We start from the raw sequence: 19,221 nt of genomic DNA on the forward strand, positions 1-19,221 counted from the left end.
ATGAGCGCGACAGGGACGGGTTCGGTTGGGCTTTGCGGCGAGGTCGAGGAGCAGCTCGCGGAGGTGCTCGACGGGACGGCGCGGCCGGCGCTGTACGAGCACATCGCCGGCTGCGACGCGTGCCGCGATCTCCGCCACGACGCAGCGCGCGCCGCGGAGGTGACCGCGGCGGCGGGCGCGGACTTCCGGCCGGCGGACGGCTTCGCGGAGGCGCTTCTCCGGCGGATCGAGGCGGCGCGCGCCTCGGAGGGCGCAACGAGCGGCGCCGTCCTGAAGGCGGCGGCCGAGGAGCAAGACGGCGCCGCCGGCGCGCGATCCAGCGTGAGCGGGGGGCGATCCGACACCGCCGAGGGGCGATCCGACATTGCCGAAGGGCGATCCGACACCGCCGAGGGGCGATCCGACATTGCCGAAGGGCGATCCGACACCGCCGAAGGGCGATCCGACATCGCCGAAGGGCGATCCGACATCGCCGAAGGGCGATCCGAAGCCTCTGGAGCGCGATCCGACATCGCCGAGCGGCGATCCGGCGCGGCCGAAGCGCGCACCGGCGGGCCGCGTTCCACGATCCCGGAGCGGACCGCGCCGGCGCCGCGCCGCGCCCGCGGTCCGGCCTTCGGGCGGCGCTCGGCGTTCGCCGCCGCCGCCCTGGCCGCGGCAGCGGCGATCACCGGCGGCATCGTCCTGCGGCGCGGCGGCGAGGCGACGCCGTCCGTCGCCGCGACGGCCGGAGCGCCGTGGTCCGGCAAGGTCGCCTCGGTGTCGCGCGCGTCGGCCGACAAGTCGGGCGGCCTCGAGGCGTGCGACGCCGCGGGCGCCTGCGCGCCGCTCGCCTCGGGCGCCGCGCTCCCGGAGGGCGCGACCCTGCGCACCGACGCGCGGACGCGCGCCCACCTGTCGCTCGCGGACGGCTCCGCGCTCGCCATCGATCGCGACTCCCGCGTGTGGATCGCCGGCGACGGCCGCCGCGCGCGGGTCGATGAGGGCGCCGTCGTCCTCGACGTCACCCCGGCACCCGGCGCGCCGCCCGCGCGCATCGAGGTGCCGCACGGCGCGATCGAGGTGCTCGGGACCAAGCTCGCGATCACCGCGGGCCCCGCGCGCGCCTCGGTCGAGGTCGCCCGCGGCGCCGTGCGCGTCACCGGTGAGCGCGGCGAGCCCGTCGAGGTGCGCGCCGGCGAGGAGGCGACGCTCGCGAAGGGCGCCGCGCCGGAGGTCGCGAGCGCGACGTCGCTCGCCGACACGCTCGCGTGGAGCGACCGCTCCGCCGAGGAGGCCGACGCCCCGGCGCTCCGCGGCCTCGGCGAGCTCAGGGCGCGAAAGCCGGGCGCGACGCAGGAGAAAGAGCGGGCCGTGCGGCTCGCCAAGCACGCCGTCAAGGTGCGGATCGTCGACGTCGTCGCCAGGACGGAGATCGACGAGACCTTCGCCAACGACACCGACGAGGAGCTCGAGGGCATTTTCCGGTTCCCGCTCCCGCCGGGCGCGCAGATCGAGCGGCTCGCGCTCGAGGTGGACGGCAAGCTCATCGAGGGCGCGTTCGTCGATCGCGATCGCGGGGCCGCGATCTGGCGCGGCGTCATCCAGAACGCCGCCCCCAAGGCGCCCAAGCCGCGCGAGGAGATCATCTGGGTCCCCGGCCCGTGGCGCGACCCCGCGCTGCTCGAGTGGCAGCGGGGCGGCCGGTTCGAGCTGCGCATCTTCCCCATCCCGAAGCGCGGATCGAGGCGCGTCGTGCTCACCTACACGCAGCTCGTCGAGCAGGCCGGCGGCGTCCGGCGCTTCACGTACCCCCTCGCGCACGACCAGAGCGGCACGACGAACATCGGCGACTTCTCGCTCGACGTCCAGGTGCTCGGCCACGACCGCGAGTTCGGCGTCTCGACGCGCGGCTACGAGCTCGCCGCCGCGCCCGCGGAGGGCGCGGCCGACCGCCGCACGCTGGAGGCCCGCGGGTTCACGCCGGCCGGCGACCTCACGGTCGAGTACGCGCTCCCCGATCGCGACCGGCCCGTCTCCGCCTGGGCCTACCGGATGCCCCCCGCCCCGGCGCCCGCCCCCGCGCCGCCCGCCGCGCCGCGGGTGAACAGCGCGCGGCGCGGCGCGGCCGGCGCGTCGACGCGCGACGGCGCGGAGCACGAGGCCTCCCTCGCCGCGGCGCAGGCCATCGCGAGCGACGCGTCGCCCTACGTCGCGATCGCGATCCGGCCCCGGCTGCCCCGCTGGCAGGCGTCGACGTCGCGGCGCCACGCGATCGTCGTCGACTCGAGCCGGTCCATGGTGGGCGAGCGCTTCGCCCGCGCGACGCGGCTCGCCTCGTCGATCGTCCGCGAGATGGACCGGCGCGACGAGGTCGTCGTGCTCGCGTGCGACACCCTGTGCCGCTCCCTCGGCGAGGGAGGCCAGGGCGGCGCCGCGCGCCCCATGGCCCCCGGCGCCGCCTCCGCGGGCGATGTCGAGCGCTTCCTCGGCGGCATCGAGCCCGACGGCGGCAGCGATCTCGCCGCGGCGATGATCGCGGCGCGCGCGGCCGCCGGCCCGCTCGACGGCAAGGAGCTCCGGATCATCTACCTCGGCGACGGCACGCCCTCGGTCGGCCCGACGCGCCCCGCCCACATCGAGGCCGCGGTGCGCGGCGCGGTCCCCGCGGACGGCGCCGCCGTGGTCGCGGTCGCGCTCGGGAGCGACGCGGACACCACGTCGCTCAGGGCGCTCGCGCGGGGCGGCGGCGGGGTGATGGTCCCCTACGTGCCCGGCCAGAAGGTCGCGAGCGCGGCGCAGTCGGTCCTCGGCGCGGCGTACGGCCTCGCGCTGCGCGATCCCGAGATCGAGCTCCCGCCCGGCCTCACGCAGATCACGCCGGCGCGGCTCGACCCGATCCGCGCCGGCGGCGAGGCGCTCGTCGTGGCGCGGATGAGCTCCGGGGCCGACGTCTCCGGCGCGATCCGCCTGCGGGGCCGCGTCTCGGGCGAGCGCTTCGAGCAGACCTACCCCGTCACGATCGCCGCCACGACCGGCGCGGGCAACGCGTTCGTCCCGCGCCTCTACGCCGCCGCGAAGATCGCGGAGCTCGAGGAGACCGGCGGCGACGCGCAGAAGCCCGCCATCATCGAGCTGTCGCGGCGCTTCTCCGTGGCGAGCCGGTTCACCTCGCTGCTCGTCCTGGAGAGCGAGGCGATGTTCAAGGCGTTCGGCCTCGAGCGAGACGGCATCACCTCCGCCTTCACGGGCGAGGAGCAGGCCGAGCGCGTGAGCGCGAACGCCGAGGGCGAGCAGCCCGACGACGCGGCGGACAAGGGCGCCGAGGAGAAGGGGGACGGGCTCGGAGCGGGCCTTGGCCTGTCGGGCACCGGCAGGGGCGGCGGCGGATCCGGCTGGCCGGACGCCGCGCCGGCCGCGAAGGCGGAGTCTCGCACGTCGGCCGGCGCCCGCCCGGCGTCGCCCGCCAAGCCGCAGCGCCGGTTCGACAAGTCGTTCGATCCCCTCTCGGGCCCGCTCGACGCCGACATGCCGGCGCCCCCGCCGGCGCCTACGGCCGCCGCGCCCGCGGAGCCGAAGCCGGCGCTCCCGCCGGACGATCGCGCCCGGAGGTCGTCCGAGGAGGGCCTCGTCGCCGCCGAGGACTTGTGGCGCCCGCGGCCGCGGCGGATGATCCCGATGCGCCGGGTGTTCGATCGCAACGTGAGCTTCGACGCGACGAACACGCTGGCGCCCGAGAGCGCCGCGAAGACCGCGGCCGCCGAGGCGGCGCTCGCGGCGGCCCCGGACAGCCGCGACAGGACGGCGGGCCTCTACGCGCTCTACGCCACGACCGGCCGCATCGGCGAGGCCCAGGAGCTGACCGCGCGCTGGAGCGGGCGCGACGCGCTCGATCCCGACGCGCTCATCGCCCGCGCCGACCTCGCGGCGCGGCAGGGCGAGCGCGACCGCGCCGCGCGCATCCTCGGGGGCCTCGCCGACGTGCGCCCCGGCGACCGATCCATCCAGGCGCGGCTCGCCGAGCTCTGGGACGCCGCGGGCCGGCCCGCGTTCGCGTGCCGGCACCGGGTGGCGCTCGCCGACCTCGCGCCCGCCGACGCGAAGCTCGTCGCCGCCGCGATCCGATGCGCCGGCGAGGGCGGCATGAGCGAGCTCGCGAGCCAGCTCCGCCTCGACGTGACCTCCGCCATCCGCGCGGACGTCGACCGGCGGCTCGCGCAGCCGGAGGCGGCGCCCTCCGCCGACCTGTCCGGCGACGTGCGGCTCAGCGCCGAGTGGACCGGCGGCGCCGACCTCGACATCTCCCTCATCGACGCGCAAGGGCGGCGCATCTCGTGGATGGGCTCCACCCTCGCATCGGTGGGTGTGCGCTCGCGCGACGCGACGAGCACGCGCTCGGAGTCCCTGGCGCTGCGGAGCCTCCCCAAGGGCAGCTACCTCGTCGAGATCGCGCGCGCGTCGGCGGCGGAGGGCGCCGGCGCCTCCACGGCCGGCGCCGGCGCGCTGGGCCCCGTGCGCGGCGAGCTGACCCTGCGCCTCGCGGGAGAGACCCGCAAGGTGCCCTTCACGCTCGATGGCGCGCGCCTCGAGCTCGGCACGGTGCGCGTCTTCTTCACCTCCCGCCTGGTGCCGGTCGACGACCGGATACCCCAGCGGTTCTGACGGAGCTGATGGGGCTGACGGGACCGAGGGGACCGACGGAACCGTCGAGACCGACCTCCGCCCACGCGCGGCGCCACTCTCTTGCGCACCCCTCCCTTCACATGTCCTGAACGACCCTCGCAGCGCGCTTCCGTAACAGCCTCTTCAGCGCACCCCCGGGCGCGCTCGCCCGGCGCTCACACCGCCCTCCCGCCGCGCTCGTGTCGGGAGGAGATCCCCGATACAGTTTCGACATGAATCCGCTCGTCCCGGACTTCATCCTCGAACAGGACGCCGAAGGGCAATACGCGGGAGCGGTCGACGCGGCCGTCCTGCACGTCTCCCTCCCGGCGATCGTGGAGCTCGCCGAGCAGATGATCGCGCGTCAGGCGATCGATCCGGACACGCTGCGCTCGCTCTTCGATCCGCTGTTCGAGGCCGTGCACCAGTCGGGAGGGTTCGTCGCGACGCTGTCGCCCGGCGGCGGGTTCACCGCGCTCTTCCCCGATCGGCCGGGGCGCAACGTCACGCGACACGCCCGCAGCGCCGCGCTCGCGATGCGGCGCAGCCTCTTGGAGCTCGCGGCGCGGCGCGCGCTCGGCGCCGGGGGCGCGCAGACGCCGTTCAGGATCGGGCTCGCCTGGGGCACGGTCCACTGGACGATCGTGCGCATCGCCGCGGATCGCGCTTACTTCCTGCTCTACGGCCCCGCGGTCGAGGCCTGCCAGGCGACCGATCGCGGGGTCGACGACAGCGAGCTCCACCTCGATCGCAGCTTCCGAGAGCGGCTCCCCGCGGCCAGCGCGCGGGAGAACGTGGCGGAGCTCGACGACGCCGATCTCCTGAGCGGGCCGCCGTCGCTCACGATCGCGTCGGCGCCGACGGACGCGGACGCGGAGGCGTTCCTGCCGCCGGGCGCGGGCGATCTCGCGCCGGAGGGCGAGATCCGCGAGGTGACGACGGTGTCGGTCTCGCTCGCTCGGGTGGAGAGCCCGACGGAGCTCCTCCAGCAGCTGCACGAGATCGCGGCGATGTACGGCGCCACGTTCGCCGGCATGACGGTGACGGAGCGCGGCTTCGGCGCGCAGTTCTACTTCGGCGCGCCCGTCGCGCACGAGAGCGACCACGATCGCGCCCTCGACTTCGCGCTCGAGCTGAAGAGCAACGGCCTCGGCGTGCCCCGGCTCGCGGTGGGCATCACCCGCGCGCGCTGCCTCGTCGGCTTCTTCGGCGCCGTGGGCCGCCGCGAGTTCGCGTGCGTCGGCCGCGCCGTCCACCTCGCCGCGCAGATCGCGCGCAAGGCCGCGCCGTCGTCGATCTGGGCGGACGAGCGCGCGTTCCTCGCCGGCGAGGCGAGCCACCAGTGGTCGACCGAGAACATCTTCCGGTTCGAGGGGTTCGACCTGCCGATCCTCGTCTACTCGCTCGAGCGGCGGCGCATCGCGGTGCAGGAGGAGTTCTACGACCTCGGCCCCATCGGCCGCGAGGCCGAGCTCGGGCGGCTCACGCAGGCGCTCGAGCCGCTGTTCACCGGGCGCTCCGCCGGCGTCGTGTACATCCTCGGCGAGGCGGGCATCGGCAAGAGCTACCTCGTGCACAGCTACCGCCACCAGCGCGCGCAGCTCATGGACATGCGCCCGCTCCTGTGGATCGAGGCGCGCTGCGATCAGACGCTGAGGACCCCGCTCTACGCGTTCGAGTTCGCGCTCAAGGAGTACCTCGGGATCTCGTCGGAGCTCGGCCAGCGCGCCAAGGAGGCGGGGCTCGATCTCGCGCTGGAGCTCCTCCTGGAGCGGCTGCCCGAGAGCTGGACCGAGGTGCGGGCCGGGATCGACCGGTCGCGCCAGGCGCTCGCGCGGCTCCTCAGGCTGCACGGAGAGGAGCCGGCGGCCGCCGGGGACGCGCGGCGCGACGACGTCCTCGGGGCGCTCGCGGCGCTGCTCGTCGCGGAGAGCTCGCTGCAGCCGGTGGTGGTGCACCTCGACGACGCGCAGTGGGCCGATCCGACCTCGCTCGACGCCGTTCGCGCCATCACGGCCGCCTGCAAGGATCTGCCGCTCGCGGTGATCTGCTCGGCGCGGCCCGAGGGGTCCGCGGGGGAGGGCGTGGACGTCCGCATCCCGCTCGACGCCGGCATCCCGTCGCAGACCATCGAGCTCGCGCCGCTGCCGCCGGAGCGGCTGATCTCGCTGGCGGAGCCTTTCTTCGGCGGCCCGCTCCCGACGATGCTCGAGTCGCTGCTCGGCCAGACCGCGGGGGGGAACCCGTTCTTCGCGCAGGAGATCCTCGCGTACTGGCTGGAGGACGGGCGGTACGGGTCGAGCCACGACGCCGTGCGATCGAGCCGCTTCATGCCGCCGCGGACGGTGAACAGCCTGCTCGTCGCGCGGCTCGAGCGGCTCGAGCCGCCGACGAGGCAGACGGTGATCTCCGCGGCGGTGCTGGGGCGCGAGTTCGACACGCGCGTGCTCGCCCGGATGATCCCGGACGCCTCGGCGCTCGTGGATCACCTGCGCTTCGGCGAGGCGCAGCGCATCTGGTCGCGGATGGGGGAGCACCGCTTCGAGTTCTGCACGGTGCTGATCCGCGACGCCGCGTACGGGATGCAGCCGAAGGAGACGGCGGAGCGGCAGCACCGCCTCGCGGCAGAGGCGATCGAGGCTGTCTACGGCGACGATCTCGAGGATCAGCGCGCGGCGCTCGACAGCCACCGGAGGCTCGCGGGCTGAGCGCGCCCGGCCGTTCTGGCCGGCGGGACGTGGGGCGAGACGTGGAAGCGCGTGGAAGGGCGTGGAACCCCCTCGACGCCGCTTGCGAAGTACGGCAACTGTCCGCGCATGAGCACGGCCCATCACGAGGCTCACGCGGCCGCGGCGCACGACGTGAGCGATCATCACGGCTTCGACGGGGAGCCCGCCCGCGCGCTGCCCGCGGACGAGCCGCCCACCCCGAACTGGGTCCCTGCGCTGGGGCTCGCCGTCTTCGTGGTGGCGGGCGTCACCTGCCTTGCGATGAGCAGCGACGACAGCGCCGCAGGGCAAGCCGCGCCGGCGAGCGCCCGCCCGGCTGCGGCCGCGGCGCGCCCGGCTGCAGCCGAGGCTCGCCCTGCTCAGGCCGGCGTTCGCCCGGCGCCTCAGCCTGCTGCGCGCCCGGCGGTGCCGGCGGGGCCCGAGGCGGGCGCCGCCGCGGAGACGCTGCGCGCCGCCGCGGCCGAGCGCGAGCGCGCGGGGGGCGCCGCCGCGCCGGGCCCGGCGAACCTGCGCAAGCTGACGCCCCAGGAGGTGGAGCAGGTGCGCAAGCGCCTGGATGCGCGGCAGAAGGACGGCGCCCCGGCTCCGGCGAAGTGAGCGAGCTCGTGGGGGACCCCGCCGCCGCGCGGATGCGCACGGTGCTGGTGCTCGGCGCGGGCACCATGGGCCAGGGGATCGCGCAGGTCACGGCGGTCGCCGGCTACGTGACGCGGCTCTACGACGTCGACGCCGCGCGGATCGGCGCGGCGATCGAGGACATCAAGCGCACGACCGATCGCCTCGTCCAGAAGGGCAAGATGCTCAACGAGGCGCGCAGCGAGATGATCGGGATGCTGGTGGCGTCGCCGGAGCTCGAGCGCGCGGCGGCGGACGCCGATCTCGTGATCGAGGCGGTGCCCGAGCAGATGGACCTCAAGGTCGAGGTGCTCGGTCGGGTGAAGGCGGCGGCGCCGGAGCGGGCGCTGCTCGGCACGAACACGTCGAGCCTGAGCGTGACGGAGCTCGGCCGCCGGCTCGGGGCGGGCGGGCGCACGATCGGCCTGCACTTCTTCAACCCGCCGCCGGTGATGGAGCTGCTCGAGGTGGTGCGGGGGCTCGAGACCGACGAGGCGACGGTGACGGCGGCGCTCTCGGTGGCGAGGCGCCTGGACAAGACGCCGATCGTGGTGAACGACACGCCCGGCTTCGCGACGAGCCGGCTCGGCGTGGCGCTCGGCGCCGAGGCGATGCGGATGCTGGAAGCGGGGGTGGCGTCGGCGGTCGACATCGATCGCGCGATGGAGCTCGGGTACCGGCACCCGATGGGGCCTCTCAAGCTGACGGACCTCGTGGGGCTGGACGTACGGCTCGCGATCCTGGAGCACCTGCACCGCGAGGTGGGGGAGCAGTTCCGGCCGCCGGTGATCCTGCGGCAGATGGTGCGGGCCGGGAAGCTCGGGAAGAAGACGGGGGAAGGGTTCTACCGGTGGACGGAGGCGGGGGCTCAGCCTAGCGACGGCTGGCGTCGTGGGTAGGGAGAGCGTCGGGCGCGCGCGGAGAGAACTGAACTTCATATAAATATCAGATATCAACCGTCCCCGCGACGGTCCTTCGCGAGGACAAGATTCATCGATATTCGTCGTACTGGGATACGAACAGTATGAAGAAGCCGTTCGCCGGATAGCAGCGCGCGCCTGGCCGCGGTGAGCACGGCGGACAAACACGTATTCAAGAAGGATTGACGGCGCGCGCTGGCCCCACCTCAAGAGCGACGTATTGCTCGTGAGCTGCTCCTCGCTCGACCTCGAGTTCGCCGCGTGGAAGATCCGCGCGCAGCCGCGCCCGTCCGAGCTGGTCGTGAGCAGAGACAGTCAGGATCTCGAGGTCGGATCCATCCGAGGTCGGCAGATGTTCCTGGGCCCGCGCGGCGCGACCCAGGGCCGCGTTGACGCGGTGTGGCCCCGGGGGTACGCGGCGCCCTGAACGGAGCTAGCATGAGCCGCACTTCGCCTGTGCACTCGGCCTTTGAAAGCGCCGCGCTGCGTACGCTCGTCCGTCTCGCGGTGCCCCTCACGCTCGCGCAGCTCGGCCTGGTGTCGATGGGTCTCATCGACACCGCGATCATCGGCCGCGGCTCGGTGCAAGATCTCGCGGCGATCGGGATCGCTCGGTCGATCATGTTCGCGCTCACCTCCGTCGGGATGGGGATAGCGTTCGCCCTGGAGCCTCTCGCCTCGCAGGCGATAGGCGCCGGCCAGTCGGCGCGGGCGTGGGCGGCGCTGCGCGCGACGATTCGCGGCTGCGCGCTCCTCTCGCTCCCGGCGGTCGCGCTCTCGTTCGCCGCGACGCTGCTGCTCGAGCCGATGGGGGTCGAGGCGGCGCTCATCCCGCACGTGCGCGCGTATCTCATCGGCCATGCGCCCGGGTATCTGCCGTTGCTCACGCACGTCGCCTGCAGGACCTTCCTGCAAGCACACGGCGAGACGCGGCCGGCGCTTGTCGCTTCGCTCGCCGCCAACGTCGTGAACGCGTTGGCGTGCGGCCTCCTCGTCCGCGGCGACGAGGCCCTGCAGTGGCTGCACCTCCCGCCGCTCGATCTGCCGCGCCTCGGCGCCCTGGGCGCCGGGCTCGCGACGAGCGCGGGCAGCTTCGTGCTGGCCGCCATCGTCCTGGCCGCGGCGCGGCGGCACCGGCAGGCGTTCGCGCCCGCGGGCGAGGCGGTCCCAGTCACGGCCGTCTTCCGCCTCGGCGTTCCCATCGGCCTGCACCTGCTGGTGGCGAGCGGCGCCTTCGCGCTCCTCGGGGTGCTCGCGGGGCGCCTCGGGTCTCACACCGTATCGGCGCACCAGATCGCCATCGGGCTCACGAGCTTCACCTTCATGGGCGCGCTCGGCGTGGCAGGCGCGACCTCGGTGCGCGTCGGTCACGCGATCGGCGCCGGCGCCTCTCCGCGGCGGTCCGCGCTGCTCGGCCTCGCCCTCGGGACGTCCGTCATGACCTGCGGCGCGCTCCTCTTCAGCCTGGCTCCGCGCTGGCTCATCCACCTGTTCACGTCGGACGCGGAGGTCGTCCACATCGGCGTCGAGCTGCTCTATGTGGCCGCGCTGTTCCAGCTCTTCGACGGCATCCAGGTGGTCGCGGCGGGGGCGCTGCGAGGCGCCGGGGATGTGCGGTTTCCCTTCCTCGCCAACATCGCCTCGTACTGGCTGGTCGGGTTGCCGCTCATGCTCCTCTTCGGCTTCGCCCTGAGCCTCGGCGCGAAGGGGCTCTGGTGGGGGCTCACGACCGCGCTCGTGGCGAACTCGGCCCTCCTCGTCACCCGGCTCCTGCGCCTCACGAGGTTCAAGCTGAACGGCATCAGCGCGAGTCCCACCTGAGCGCCGTGTCCGCAGGGGCGAGCTCGTCATCCACCACGTTGCGGGGCGGCGGCTCCTCGCCACACACCGGGCGCTCCGCGGAGCGCGGCGTGTTCTATGGCGGCGCGCGCCGCGCGCAGCCGAGGGCGCGCTACCGGTTCATCTTGTCCTTCTTGGCGTTCTCTTCGGCTTCCTTCTGGCGCTCGGCCTCGCGCTGGACGATGCGCTCCTTGACCGTGGCGTAGTCCTTCTCGTCCTTCACCCGCCGGTCGATCTGCTTCTGCCGCTCCGCCGCGGTCGCCGGATAGCCGGTCGCCTTGGGGTTGCTCGTCAGGAACGCGCTGTAGGCCCCCCACGCCTCCTTCGCCGCCTGCCAGTTCTTCTGACGCTCGCGCAGATCGGCGAGGCAGAAGAGCACCTTGGCCTGGAGCTCGTCCGGGCCCTTCTTGCCGATCGCCGTGGTCCAGGCCGTCTCGGCCTCCGCCATGTTGCCGGACTCCAGCATCGCCTCGCCGAGCAGGTAGAAGCCGAGCATCTTCGAGGCATCCTGCTTGATCGCCTCCTGGAACGCCGCGATCGCGCCGGGGATGTCGCGCGCCACGAACGACGCCTCACCCTTGAGGACCTGCTCCGTGTAGGGGCTGATGCCGGTGTGCCCGCTGGGATCTTTGCGCGGCGTGGAGGAAGCCTCGGGCGCGGCCGCCGGCTCAGGCGCGGCCGCCTGCGGCTTCTCCTTGCCCGCAGGCGGCTGGGCGGCGACCGGCGCCGCGGAGAAGACGACAGCGAGAGCGAGCGATGCGACGACAGCGAGCGAGCGGTCCTGCATGCCCGCCAAGGTACCGCAGCCGCGGCCCGGAGGGGAACGTTGCTGCACAGGGCAACGACGGTCGTCGCCGCTCGCCCAACCAGGGCGGGCTACTTCCGCCGCGGCTTGAACGGATCCGGCGGCAACCCGGCGTCCGGAAGCCGCCCCGCGTCCACCGGCGGCCAGCCCGCGTCCGGCCAGCCCGCGTCCACCGGCGGAATGCCCGCGTCCGGCCAGCCCGCGTCCACCGGCAGCCGCCCCGCGTCGGCCGGTCCACCAGCATCCGCCGGCGGCGACCCCGCATCGCTCGGCGCGCCGCCGTCCACCGCCGCCCCGCCCTGCGCGCGCAACGGAATGAGCCGGCCGTCCGGCTCCGGCGGCCAGAGGAAACGCTCCTCCGCGCCCGTCTTCCGGTCCACCAGCTTGGCCCAGCTCGCGCGCGGGTTGTCCGCCATCTGCACGCGAACCCGCGTCGTCACGCCGTCGTCGAACGTCGGCCGGCGGCGCAGGGCGCCCGACGGCCGCTCCGGCGCGTCACCCGTCAGCGGCACGTCGAAACGGATCCGATCGAGCAGCTCCTGGCCGACGTACAGCTCGATCGCGAACCGGCCCATCACGCGCGCCGTCGCCTGAGGACGGGCGAGCGCCACCGATCGCGCCTGCACGATCGAACCCCTCCCCTTCGCGTACTGCACGTCGAAGACCCACTGCTTGGCGCTGGGCCGCGCGGCAGGGTCCGGCGCATAGCCGGCGCGGGACGGCGGAACCTCCGGCTCTGCCACGGCGACCACGCCGGCGGCAGCGAGCGCAAGGCCAGCGAGGAGCGCCAGGGCGGCGCGGGCGAGAGGGCGAGGCGTGGTCATCAGATACCGGAAGGAGCCCCGGGCGGCGGAGCCGCCTCGAGCGTCGCAGGGAACACCTCTTCCCACGCCGCGCCGTCGCCGTCGAGCGCGCTCCAGAGATCGCGGAGCTCGTCCGGCACCGGCGCGAGCGCCGTGCAGAGCTCGCCGCGCTCGTCCGGCACCGTGACCCGCAAGGCGTGCAGCGCGATGCGCGAGAGCGGGATCACGCGGCCGCTCGACGTGGTCACCGAGCGGGCCCCGCCATGATCGCGGTCGCCAAGGAGCGGCGCCCCGGCGTGCGCCGCGTGTACCCGGAGCTGGTGCGTGCGGCCCGTCAGCGGATCCAGGCGCAGCAGCGTGGCCGGCGCCGCCCCGCCCCCCGCCGAGGCGACCGCTCGATAACGCGTCGCCGCGTCCCTCGCCCCGGCGCCGCCCACCGCAGGCAGGCTGCGCCCACCCCGCGAGCGCGCCGCGCCGATCGGCGCATCCCACGTGCCCGACCCCTCGATGCGCCCGAGAGCGACGCCGACGTACACCCGCGCGATGCGCCCCGCCTCGCGCATCGCCGCGAGGTGCCGCGTGCCACGCGCGCCCGTCGCGCACAGCACCGCGCCGCTCACGCCGACGTCGAGCCGCGAGGCCGCGTGCGGCAGGTCGCGCAGATCGAGCAGCTCCGCGACCTCCGTGACGAGCGAACGCGTGCCCCGGCGCTCCGGCTCGGTCGGCAGCGCCGCAGGCTTCGACGCGACGAGGAGCTCGCCCCAGCGCGCCAGCACCTCCACCGGCGGCGCCCCCGGCGCGTCGCGCCGCGCCGGCCACACGGCGAGCTCGTCGCCGACGGCCACCACGTCGCCGGGCCGCGCGCGAAGGCCGTTCAGGAACGCACGGCCCTCCGCCGCCGCGCCCGCGAGGCCCCGCGACGCGCCGCCCGCGCGCTCGAGGACGTCGGCCACCGTGGGGCCGTCCGAGGGCCCGACGCGAAGGCGCGCGGCCGTCATCCGGGCTGCGCCGCGAGCGGCTCGGCGCCGCTGCCAGGAGCTCCCCCGGCGACGACGCCCGGCGACGACGGCGCGCCGCGCTCGTCCAGGCGCTCGACCACGCCGCGATCGCCGTCGATCCGGAGCCGATCGCCCGTCTTGATCGCCAGCGTCACGCCGGGCACGTTCACCACCGCAGGGATGCCGTACTCCCGCGCGACGATCGAGGCGTGCGACATGGGGCCGCCGAGCTCCGTCACGACCGCGGCGGCCACCAGGAACAGCGGCGAGAGGCCGATGTCGGTCGTGCGCGCGACCAGCACCTCCCCCGGCCCCACCGCGTCGAGCGCCGAGGCGCCCGGCTCGAGCACGCGGGCCCGCCCCTCCACGACGCCAGGGCTCGCCGGCAGACCGAGCAGGCGCACCCCCGACGCGGGCGGCAGCACGAGCGGCGGCGGCCGGCCGATGAACGTGGCGGGCGGATCGGGGCGCGCGGCGTCGCGCAGGTGCTCGGCGCGCCGCAGCCGCACGAGGTGGCCCACGTCGGCGCGGCCGCTGGAGAGCGCCGTCACGAGCTCCTCGTAGGTGCAGAAGAAGACGCTCCCCGGCTCCAGCGAGGGGTCGAGGCGCCTGAGGCGCCGGTCGATGTCGAGCGCGACCCGCCGCAGCATGCCGAGCACGCGCGACACCCACGTGCGCATGCGCTCCCGCAGGCGCACGTAGCGCTGCGCGCGGCCGACGAGCGTGCGCAGCAGCGCGAGCTCCAGCCGCGGCACGCGCGTCTCGAGCATCGCCATCTCCCGATCGGCGAGCGCCCTCGCGCGCGCCAGGGCGCGCTCCGGATCGCCCGGCGCGCCGCGCAGCGACGCCGTGAGCATCGCGATGACCGGCGACGGGTCCTCCCGCCAGCGCGGCGTCGCGAGCTCCGCCTCGCGCACCGCGCGATCGCCGTAAGCCTCGAGGAACCGCGCGTACGCGTCGCGCGCCGGCCCCTCGGGCAGGTCGCGCGGCCACATCACCTGGCCGGCGAGGAGCCGCTCGCGCGCCGCCCGATCCTGCATGACGAGCTCGGCCACCCGGGCGAGCTCGATGCCCGGCCCCGCGCTGTCGAGCTCCCGGACGCCGCCCGCGAGCACCTGCGCCAGGTGCTCGACGTTCGTCTCCGCGCGCCCGGCCGGCGCGTCGAGGTGCGCCTCCCCGGACGCGGAGCGCGCGGAGGCGCGGCGGCCCGCGATCCGCTCGAGCGCCTTGCACAGCGCGAGGTGGCTCGCGAGCGACGCCGACGCGCAGTGCAGCATCCGCGTGCCGGTCCGCTCGAGCAGCAGGAAGACGCTCCGGAGCGTGGTGCCGATGGCGTCGTCCGGCAGGAGCGTCATGTCGAGCTCGGAGAGGGCGCGCTGCGCCCAGAGCGCCTCGCCCTCGTACGCCGCGACCTCGCGCTCGAGCCGCGCGTGCCGGAGGAGGAGCCGCGGCCCCGTGAGCGGCAGCCGGGCAAAGAAGCCGCGCCGCGAGACGCCCACGCTCTGCTCGGCGAGCCGCGCGATGAGCGGCTCGCTCGCCCCGCCGCTCATGCTGAGCAACGCGCGCGGCGAGAGCCCCGGGACCTGCGCCGCGATCCGCATGAAGGCCGTCAGGTTGAGGTAGAAGCGCCCGTGGACGTTCGCCACGAGGCGCGCGCCCCGCGGCACGCGGCAGCCGAGCGCGGCGAACGCCTCGCGGAAGCCCCGGTCGGAGAACGCCCGCGCCACCGACCAGGTGAGCGGCGTCGCCGCCCCGGGGAGCGCCTCGCCCACGTTGGCGCGCGACCAGATGGTGTCGGGGCCGCCCCCCTCGGGGAAGCCGCCGCCGCTCACCGGACGCACCTGGAGCAGCCACACCCGCTGCGCCTCCGCCTCGACCGCGAGCGCCGCGCCGCGCGAGCCCTCGCCGCTTTGCTCGACCGCCTCGACCGCGAGCGCCGCGCCGCGCGAGCCCTCGCCGGCTTGCTCGACCGCCTCGACCGCCTCGACCGCGAGCGCCGCGCCGCGCGGGCCCTCGCCGCCCGGCCCGACCGCCTCGACCGCGAGCGCCGCGCCGCGCGAGCCCTCGCCGCCCGGCTCGACCGCCTCGACCGCGAACTCCACGTCGAACGGGCCCTTGCCGCCCTGCTCTAGCCGCTCGGCGAGCTCGGCGAGCTGCCGCAGCGCCGCCTCGCCGAGCGCCGGCTGCTCGGCGCGGGGCTCAGGCACCGGGACCTCCTCGAGCCCCGCCGCGCCCACGACGAGCGCGCGCCGCTTCTGCGCCACCGCCGACGCGACGACCCTGCCGCCGTCGCGCGCGATCCGGATGGTGTCGGCCGCCGCGGCGCCGTCGACGACCGGCGCGCCGAGCCCGAGCGTCGCGTTCACGAGCCGCTCGCCGGCGTGCCAGTGCTCGCCCCCGAGCCCCGGCGGGGGCGCGGTGAACAGCACGCCCGCGGCCTCGGCGCGCACCATCACCTGCAGCACGACCCCCATCGCGACGTCGCGGACGCCGGCGTGCGCGAGGTACGCGAGCGCGCGCGGCAGGAAGGCGCTCGCCCAGACCTGACGGATCGCGGCGTCGAGCGCGGCTTCCCCGCGCGCGCCGAGCACGGTCGTCGCGAGCCCCGCCATCGACGTCTCCTCGTTGTCCTCGCACGTGGCGCTGGACCGCACCGCGAGGCCCCACGGCGCCTCCGGCTCGACGGCCTGCCAGAGCGCCAGCAGCGCGGCCGAGAGGGCCTCGGGCAGCGGCTCGTTCAGGATGCGGTCGCGCGCCCGCGCCGCCCTGTCGACGCCCGCCTTCGTGCCCGAGAGCCGGATCAGCGTGGCGAGGTCGTGCCCCGGCGGCAGCTGCTGCTCCACGAGCTCCGTGAAGCACCGCGCGTCGAGCACCCACCCGCGCGGCACCGGGAAGCCCTCGCGGAGCAGGCGCCCGAGCGACGCCGCCTTGCCGCCGACGCGCTTCGCGCTCGTGTGACGGCGCAGGCCGGCGCTCTCGAGCGGCTTGAGCCACTCGCGCACGGTGGGCGGGTCGGTCGCGCCGTCGGCGCGGGCGGTGCGTGTGGGATCGGCCACGTCGTTCCCGAGGGAGTAACACGGTTCGGCGGCCTGGGTCAGGGGCTTGTGACGGCCGGACCGCCACGATCACGGCGGCGGCAATCCGCGCTGGACGCGCTCGTGCCAGAGCACCATTTCGACGCCGCCCGGCCCTCGGTTCCAGACGTAGTCGTGCGGGCCGGGCACGACGAGCAGGGTGTGGCTCACGCCGTCTTGCCGCAGCCGATCGCTGATCGCCTGGATGGCGGGCAAGAAGGGGTCGGCCTCGCTCGACACGAGCCGGAGCGCGACCGCGCGGCGCTCCATCGCCCGGCGCGCGAGCGCGGAGAACATCTCCGCCTCGCTCTCCCGCACCGCCGGCTGCAGGGCGCCGACCGCGCCGAAGACGTCGGGGAACGACAGGCCGACGAGCAGCGCGAGGCGACCGCCGAGGCTCACGCCGTCGATGCCGGTCGCCTCCCGCGCGGCCTCGCAGCCGCCCTCCGCGCGCGCCCGCGGCAGGAGGCGCTCGACGAGGAACCGGCCGAAGCCCGCGGCCCCCTCGACGGAGCGGTCGCGGAGGTCGGGCGTGAACGGCGTGGCGATGCACAGCCCGCGGTAGGGGTGCTCCTTCAGCGAGGCGTTGAGCTGCGCGAGCCGCTCGGGCGTCACCATCTGCCCGAGATCGTCCGCCGTGAGCGGCGGCGAGCCGATCCGCTGGAGAGCGGCGTCGAGGCGGTAGTCGTCGCGCCACCCGCGCGCGCCGACCTCGAGGCCCCGCACCGCCTCGCCACGCCCGTGCAGCGCGACGAGCAGCGGCGGCGCCGGCGCGGCCTCCGGCGCGAGGAGCAGCGCGCGCTGCGGGTCTTCGCCGCCTCCCGCGGGCTCGAACGCGAGATCCTTCCAGGCCGACGGGGCCTCTTCGTCCTGCGCCGGCGGCGATGTGCCGCACCGGCACGAGGGCGCGGCGAGCGCGGCGAGGCCGAGCAGCGCGCGCCGGCGCGAGAGCGGGAAGATCGTCGTGGCGGCCATCGGGGGCGAGGTTAGCAGCGGGGCGCGGGCGCGGGCCTGGGCAGACCCACATGCCCCCATGTAGGCTGTATGGGTCCGGGCGAGGGCCCCGAGGGGCGAGCGCTCGTCGGCGAGACGCGCCGATCCTGACGAGGTCCGAAGGGCTCCGTCGGTCCCGGGCGAGAGACCCGTGACGAAAGGGGACCGCTCATGAGCCGTGAGACGAAGGGGGACGTCGGGCCGCGCGCAGGCGGTGCGCCGCGCAGCGTGGAGGGCGTGATCGCCGAGGACGTGAAGACGCTCCACAGCATGGGTTATGCGCAGGAGCTCCTGCGCCGGATGGGGGGCTTCTCCAACTTCGCGATCTCGTTCTCGATCATCTGCATCATCGCGGGCGGCATCACGTCGTTCCAGATGGGCTTCTGCAGCGTCGGCGGCGCGGGGATCGGCATCGGGTGGCCGGTGTGCAGCGCGCTCGCGCTCTGCATCGCGCTCACGATGGGCCAGGTCGCGTCGGCGTTCCCGACCGCGGGCGGCCTGTACCACTGGGCCTCGATCCTCGGCGGCCGGGGCTTCGGCTGGGCCACCGCGTGGTTCAACCTGATCGGGCTGATCACCGTCCTCGCGGCCATCAACGTCGGGGCCTACCTGTTCATCGTGAGCTCGCTCGGCCCGCTGTTCGGCGTGGATCTCGCCACGATGCCCCCGGATCGGGCGCTGATCATGCAGGCCGTCGGCGTCACGCTCATCACGGGGACGCAGGCGCTCTTCAATCACCTCGGGATCCGCGTCACCACGCTGCTCACCGACTTCAGCGGGTACCTCATCCTCGTCGTCTCGGTGATCCTCACCGCCGCGATGCTCTTCTACGCGCCCGCGATCGACCTCGGCCGGCTCGTCACGTTCACGAACTACAGCGGGCCGAAGGGAGGCGACGTGTGGCCGGAGACGGGCAGCATGACGACGCTGTTCCTCCTGAGCTTCCTCCTGCCCGCCTACACGATCACCGGGTACGACGCGTCAGCGCACACGTCGGAGGAGACGATCGACGCGGCGCAGACGGTCCCGCGGGGCATTGTCCGGGCGGTGCTCGTCTCGGGCGTGTTCGGGGCGCTCATGCTGAGCGCGATCGTGCTCGCGATCCCGGACATGGACGAGGCGGCGTCGAAGGGCGGCAACGTCTTCTTCTGGATCATGGAGCGCGTCATCCCGGAGAAGCTCCGGATCGCGCTCTACGCAGGCATCTCGGTGGCCCAGTACCTCTGCGGGCTGGCGACGGTGACGTCCGCCTCGCGCATGACCTTCGCGTTCGCGCGCGACGGGGGGCTGCCGCTCTCGGAGCAGCTGCGCAAGGTGAGCCCGAAGTTCCGGACGCCGGCGACGGCGATCTGGGTCGTCAGCGCGCTGACGATCGGCTTCACGGTATACACGCCCGTCTACTCGACGATCACCGCCGTCTGCGTGATCTTCCTCTACATCTCCTATGTCATGCCCACGATGATGGGCGTGCGCGCGTACGGCCGCACCTGGGTGAAGATGGGCCCGTGGGACCTCGGCCCGCTGTACCGGCCGCTCGCGATCGTCAGCGTCCTCGCGTGCCTGATGCTGATCGTGGTGAGCGTCCAGCCGCCGAACGACAAGGCCCTGGGCATCATGCTCATCGTGTTCGCCGTGACGGCCATCGTCTGGTTCGCGCTGGAGCGCCGCCGCTTCCAGGGCCCGCCTCAAGGGGTGATGATCCAGCAGCGAGAGCAAGAGATCGCGGAGGCCGAGCGGGCCGTCGGCCAGATCGCCGCGGGCGGCGGGCAGTAGGAAGCCGGCAGAGGGCGAAGCGGCCGCCGGA

General features: G+C 75.0%; 12 protein-coding genes. 7 read left to right on the top strand and 5 right to left on the bottom strand.

Features of this window, described 5'->3' with window-relative positions; translation table 11 throughout:
• The 6 genes from WME90_RS41160 (at window position 1) to WME90_RS41185 (ending at window position 10,726) form a co-directional block, all read left to right on the top strand.
• The gene (locus WME90_RS41160) at window positions 1-4,641 is read left to right on the top strand and encodes a VIT domain-containing protein (protein WP_437277567.1); all 4,641 of its coding nucleotides are present in this window, start codon (window positions 1-3) and stop codon (window positions 4,639-4,641) included.
• 233 nt (window positions 4,642-4,874) lie between these two features.
• Window positions 4,875-7,349, top strand: a complete 2,475-nt coding sequence (locus tag WME90_RS41165) for an AAA family ATPase (RefSeq protein ID WP_437277568.1) — start codon at window positions 4,875-4,877, stop codon at window positions 7,347-7,349.
• A 108-nt stretch (window positions 7,350-7,457) separates the two neighbouring features.
• Entirely contained in the window at window positions 7,458-7,967 is a 510-nt protein-coding gene (locus tag WME90_RS41170; protein ID WP_437277569.1) for a hypothetical protein, read from the top strand.
• Window positions 7,968-7,999: 32 nt separating this feature from the next.
• Window positions 8,000-8,884, top strand: a complete 885-nt coding sequence (locus WME90_RS41175) for a 3-hydroxyacyl-CoA dehydrogenase family protein (RefSeq protein WP_437283727.1) — start codon at window positions 8,000-8,002, stop codon at window positions 8,882-8,884.
• A gap of 247 nt (window positions 8,885-9,131) precedes the next feature.
• Window positions 9,132-9,332 carry a hypothetical protein gene (locus WME90_RS41180; protein ID WP_437277570.1) on the top strand — a complete coding sequence of 67 codons (201 nt, stop codon included), beginning with the start codon at window positions 9,132-9,134 and terminating at the stop codon, window positions 9,330-9,332.
• A gap of 11 nt (window positions 9,333-9,343) precedes the next feature.
• Entirely contained in the window at window positions 9,344-10,726 is a 1,383-nt protein-coding gene (locus WME90_RS41185; protein ID WP_437277571.1) for an MATE family efflux transporter, read from the top strand.
• A gap of 130 nt (window positions 10,727-10,856) precedes the next feature.
• On the opposite strand, the gene WME90_RS41190 is transcribed toward WME90_RS41185, so the two are convergent.
• The 5 genes from WME90_RS41190 to WME90_RS41210 form a co-directional block, all read right to left on the bottom strand.
• Window positions 10,857-11,531, bottom strand: a complete 675-nt coding sequence (locus WME90_RS41190; protein ID WP_437277572.1) for a tetratricopeptide repeat protein — start codon at window positions 11,529-11,531, stop codon at window positions 10,857-10,859.
• Window positions 11,532-11,620: 89 nt separating this feature from the next.
• A complete protein-coding gene (locus tag WME90_RS41195) occupies window positions 11,621-12,373 on the bottom strand; it encodes a hypothetical protein (RefSeq protein WP_437277573.1) in 753 nt (250 codons plus the stop codon).
• On the bottom strand, window positions 12,373-13,350 hold the full coding sequence (locus tag WME90_RS41200) for a pseudouridine synthase (RefSeq protein ID WP_437277574.1): 978 nt from the start codon (window positions 13,348-13,350) through the stop codon (window positions 12,373-12,375). Before WME90_RS41200 ends, WME90_RS41195 begins: the two co-directional genes overlap by 1 nt.
• Entirely contained in the window at window positions 13,347-16,406 is a 3,060-nt protein-coding gene (locus WME90_RS41205; RefSeq protein ID WP_437277575.1) for a PEP/pyruvate-binding domain-containing protein, read from the bottom strand. Before WME90_RS41205 ends, WME90_RS41200 begins: the two co-directional genes overlap by 4 nt.
• 69 nt (window positions 16,407-16,475) lie before the next feature.
• Complete coding sequence (locus WME90_RS41210) at window positions 16,476-17,399, bottom strand: alpha/beta hydrolase (RefSeq protein ID WP_437277576.1); 924 nt, start codon at window positions 17,397-17,399, stop codon at window positions 16,476-16,478.
• 189 nt (window positions 17,400-17,588) lie between these two features.
• Here WME90_RS41210 and WME90_RS41215 point away from each other — a divergent pair, with 189 nt between their 5' ends.
• A complete protein-coding gene (locus tag WME90_RS41215) occupies window positions 17,589-19,190 on the top strand; it encodes an APC family permease (protein WP_437277577.1) in 1,602 nt (533 codons plus the stop codon).
• Window positions 19,191-19,221: the final 31 nt, after the last annotated feature.

Origin of the sequence: Sorangium sp. So ce375 (assembly GCF_051473855.1) — a bacterium.
Taxonomy (GTDB): Bacteria; Myxococcota_A; Polyangia; order Polyangiales; family Polyangiaceae; genus Sorangium.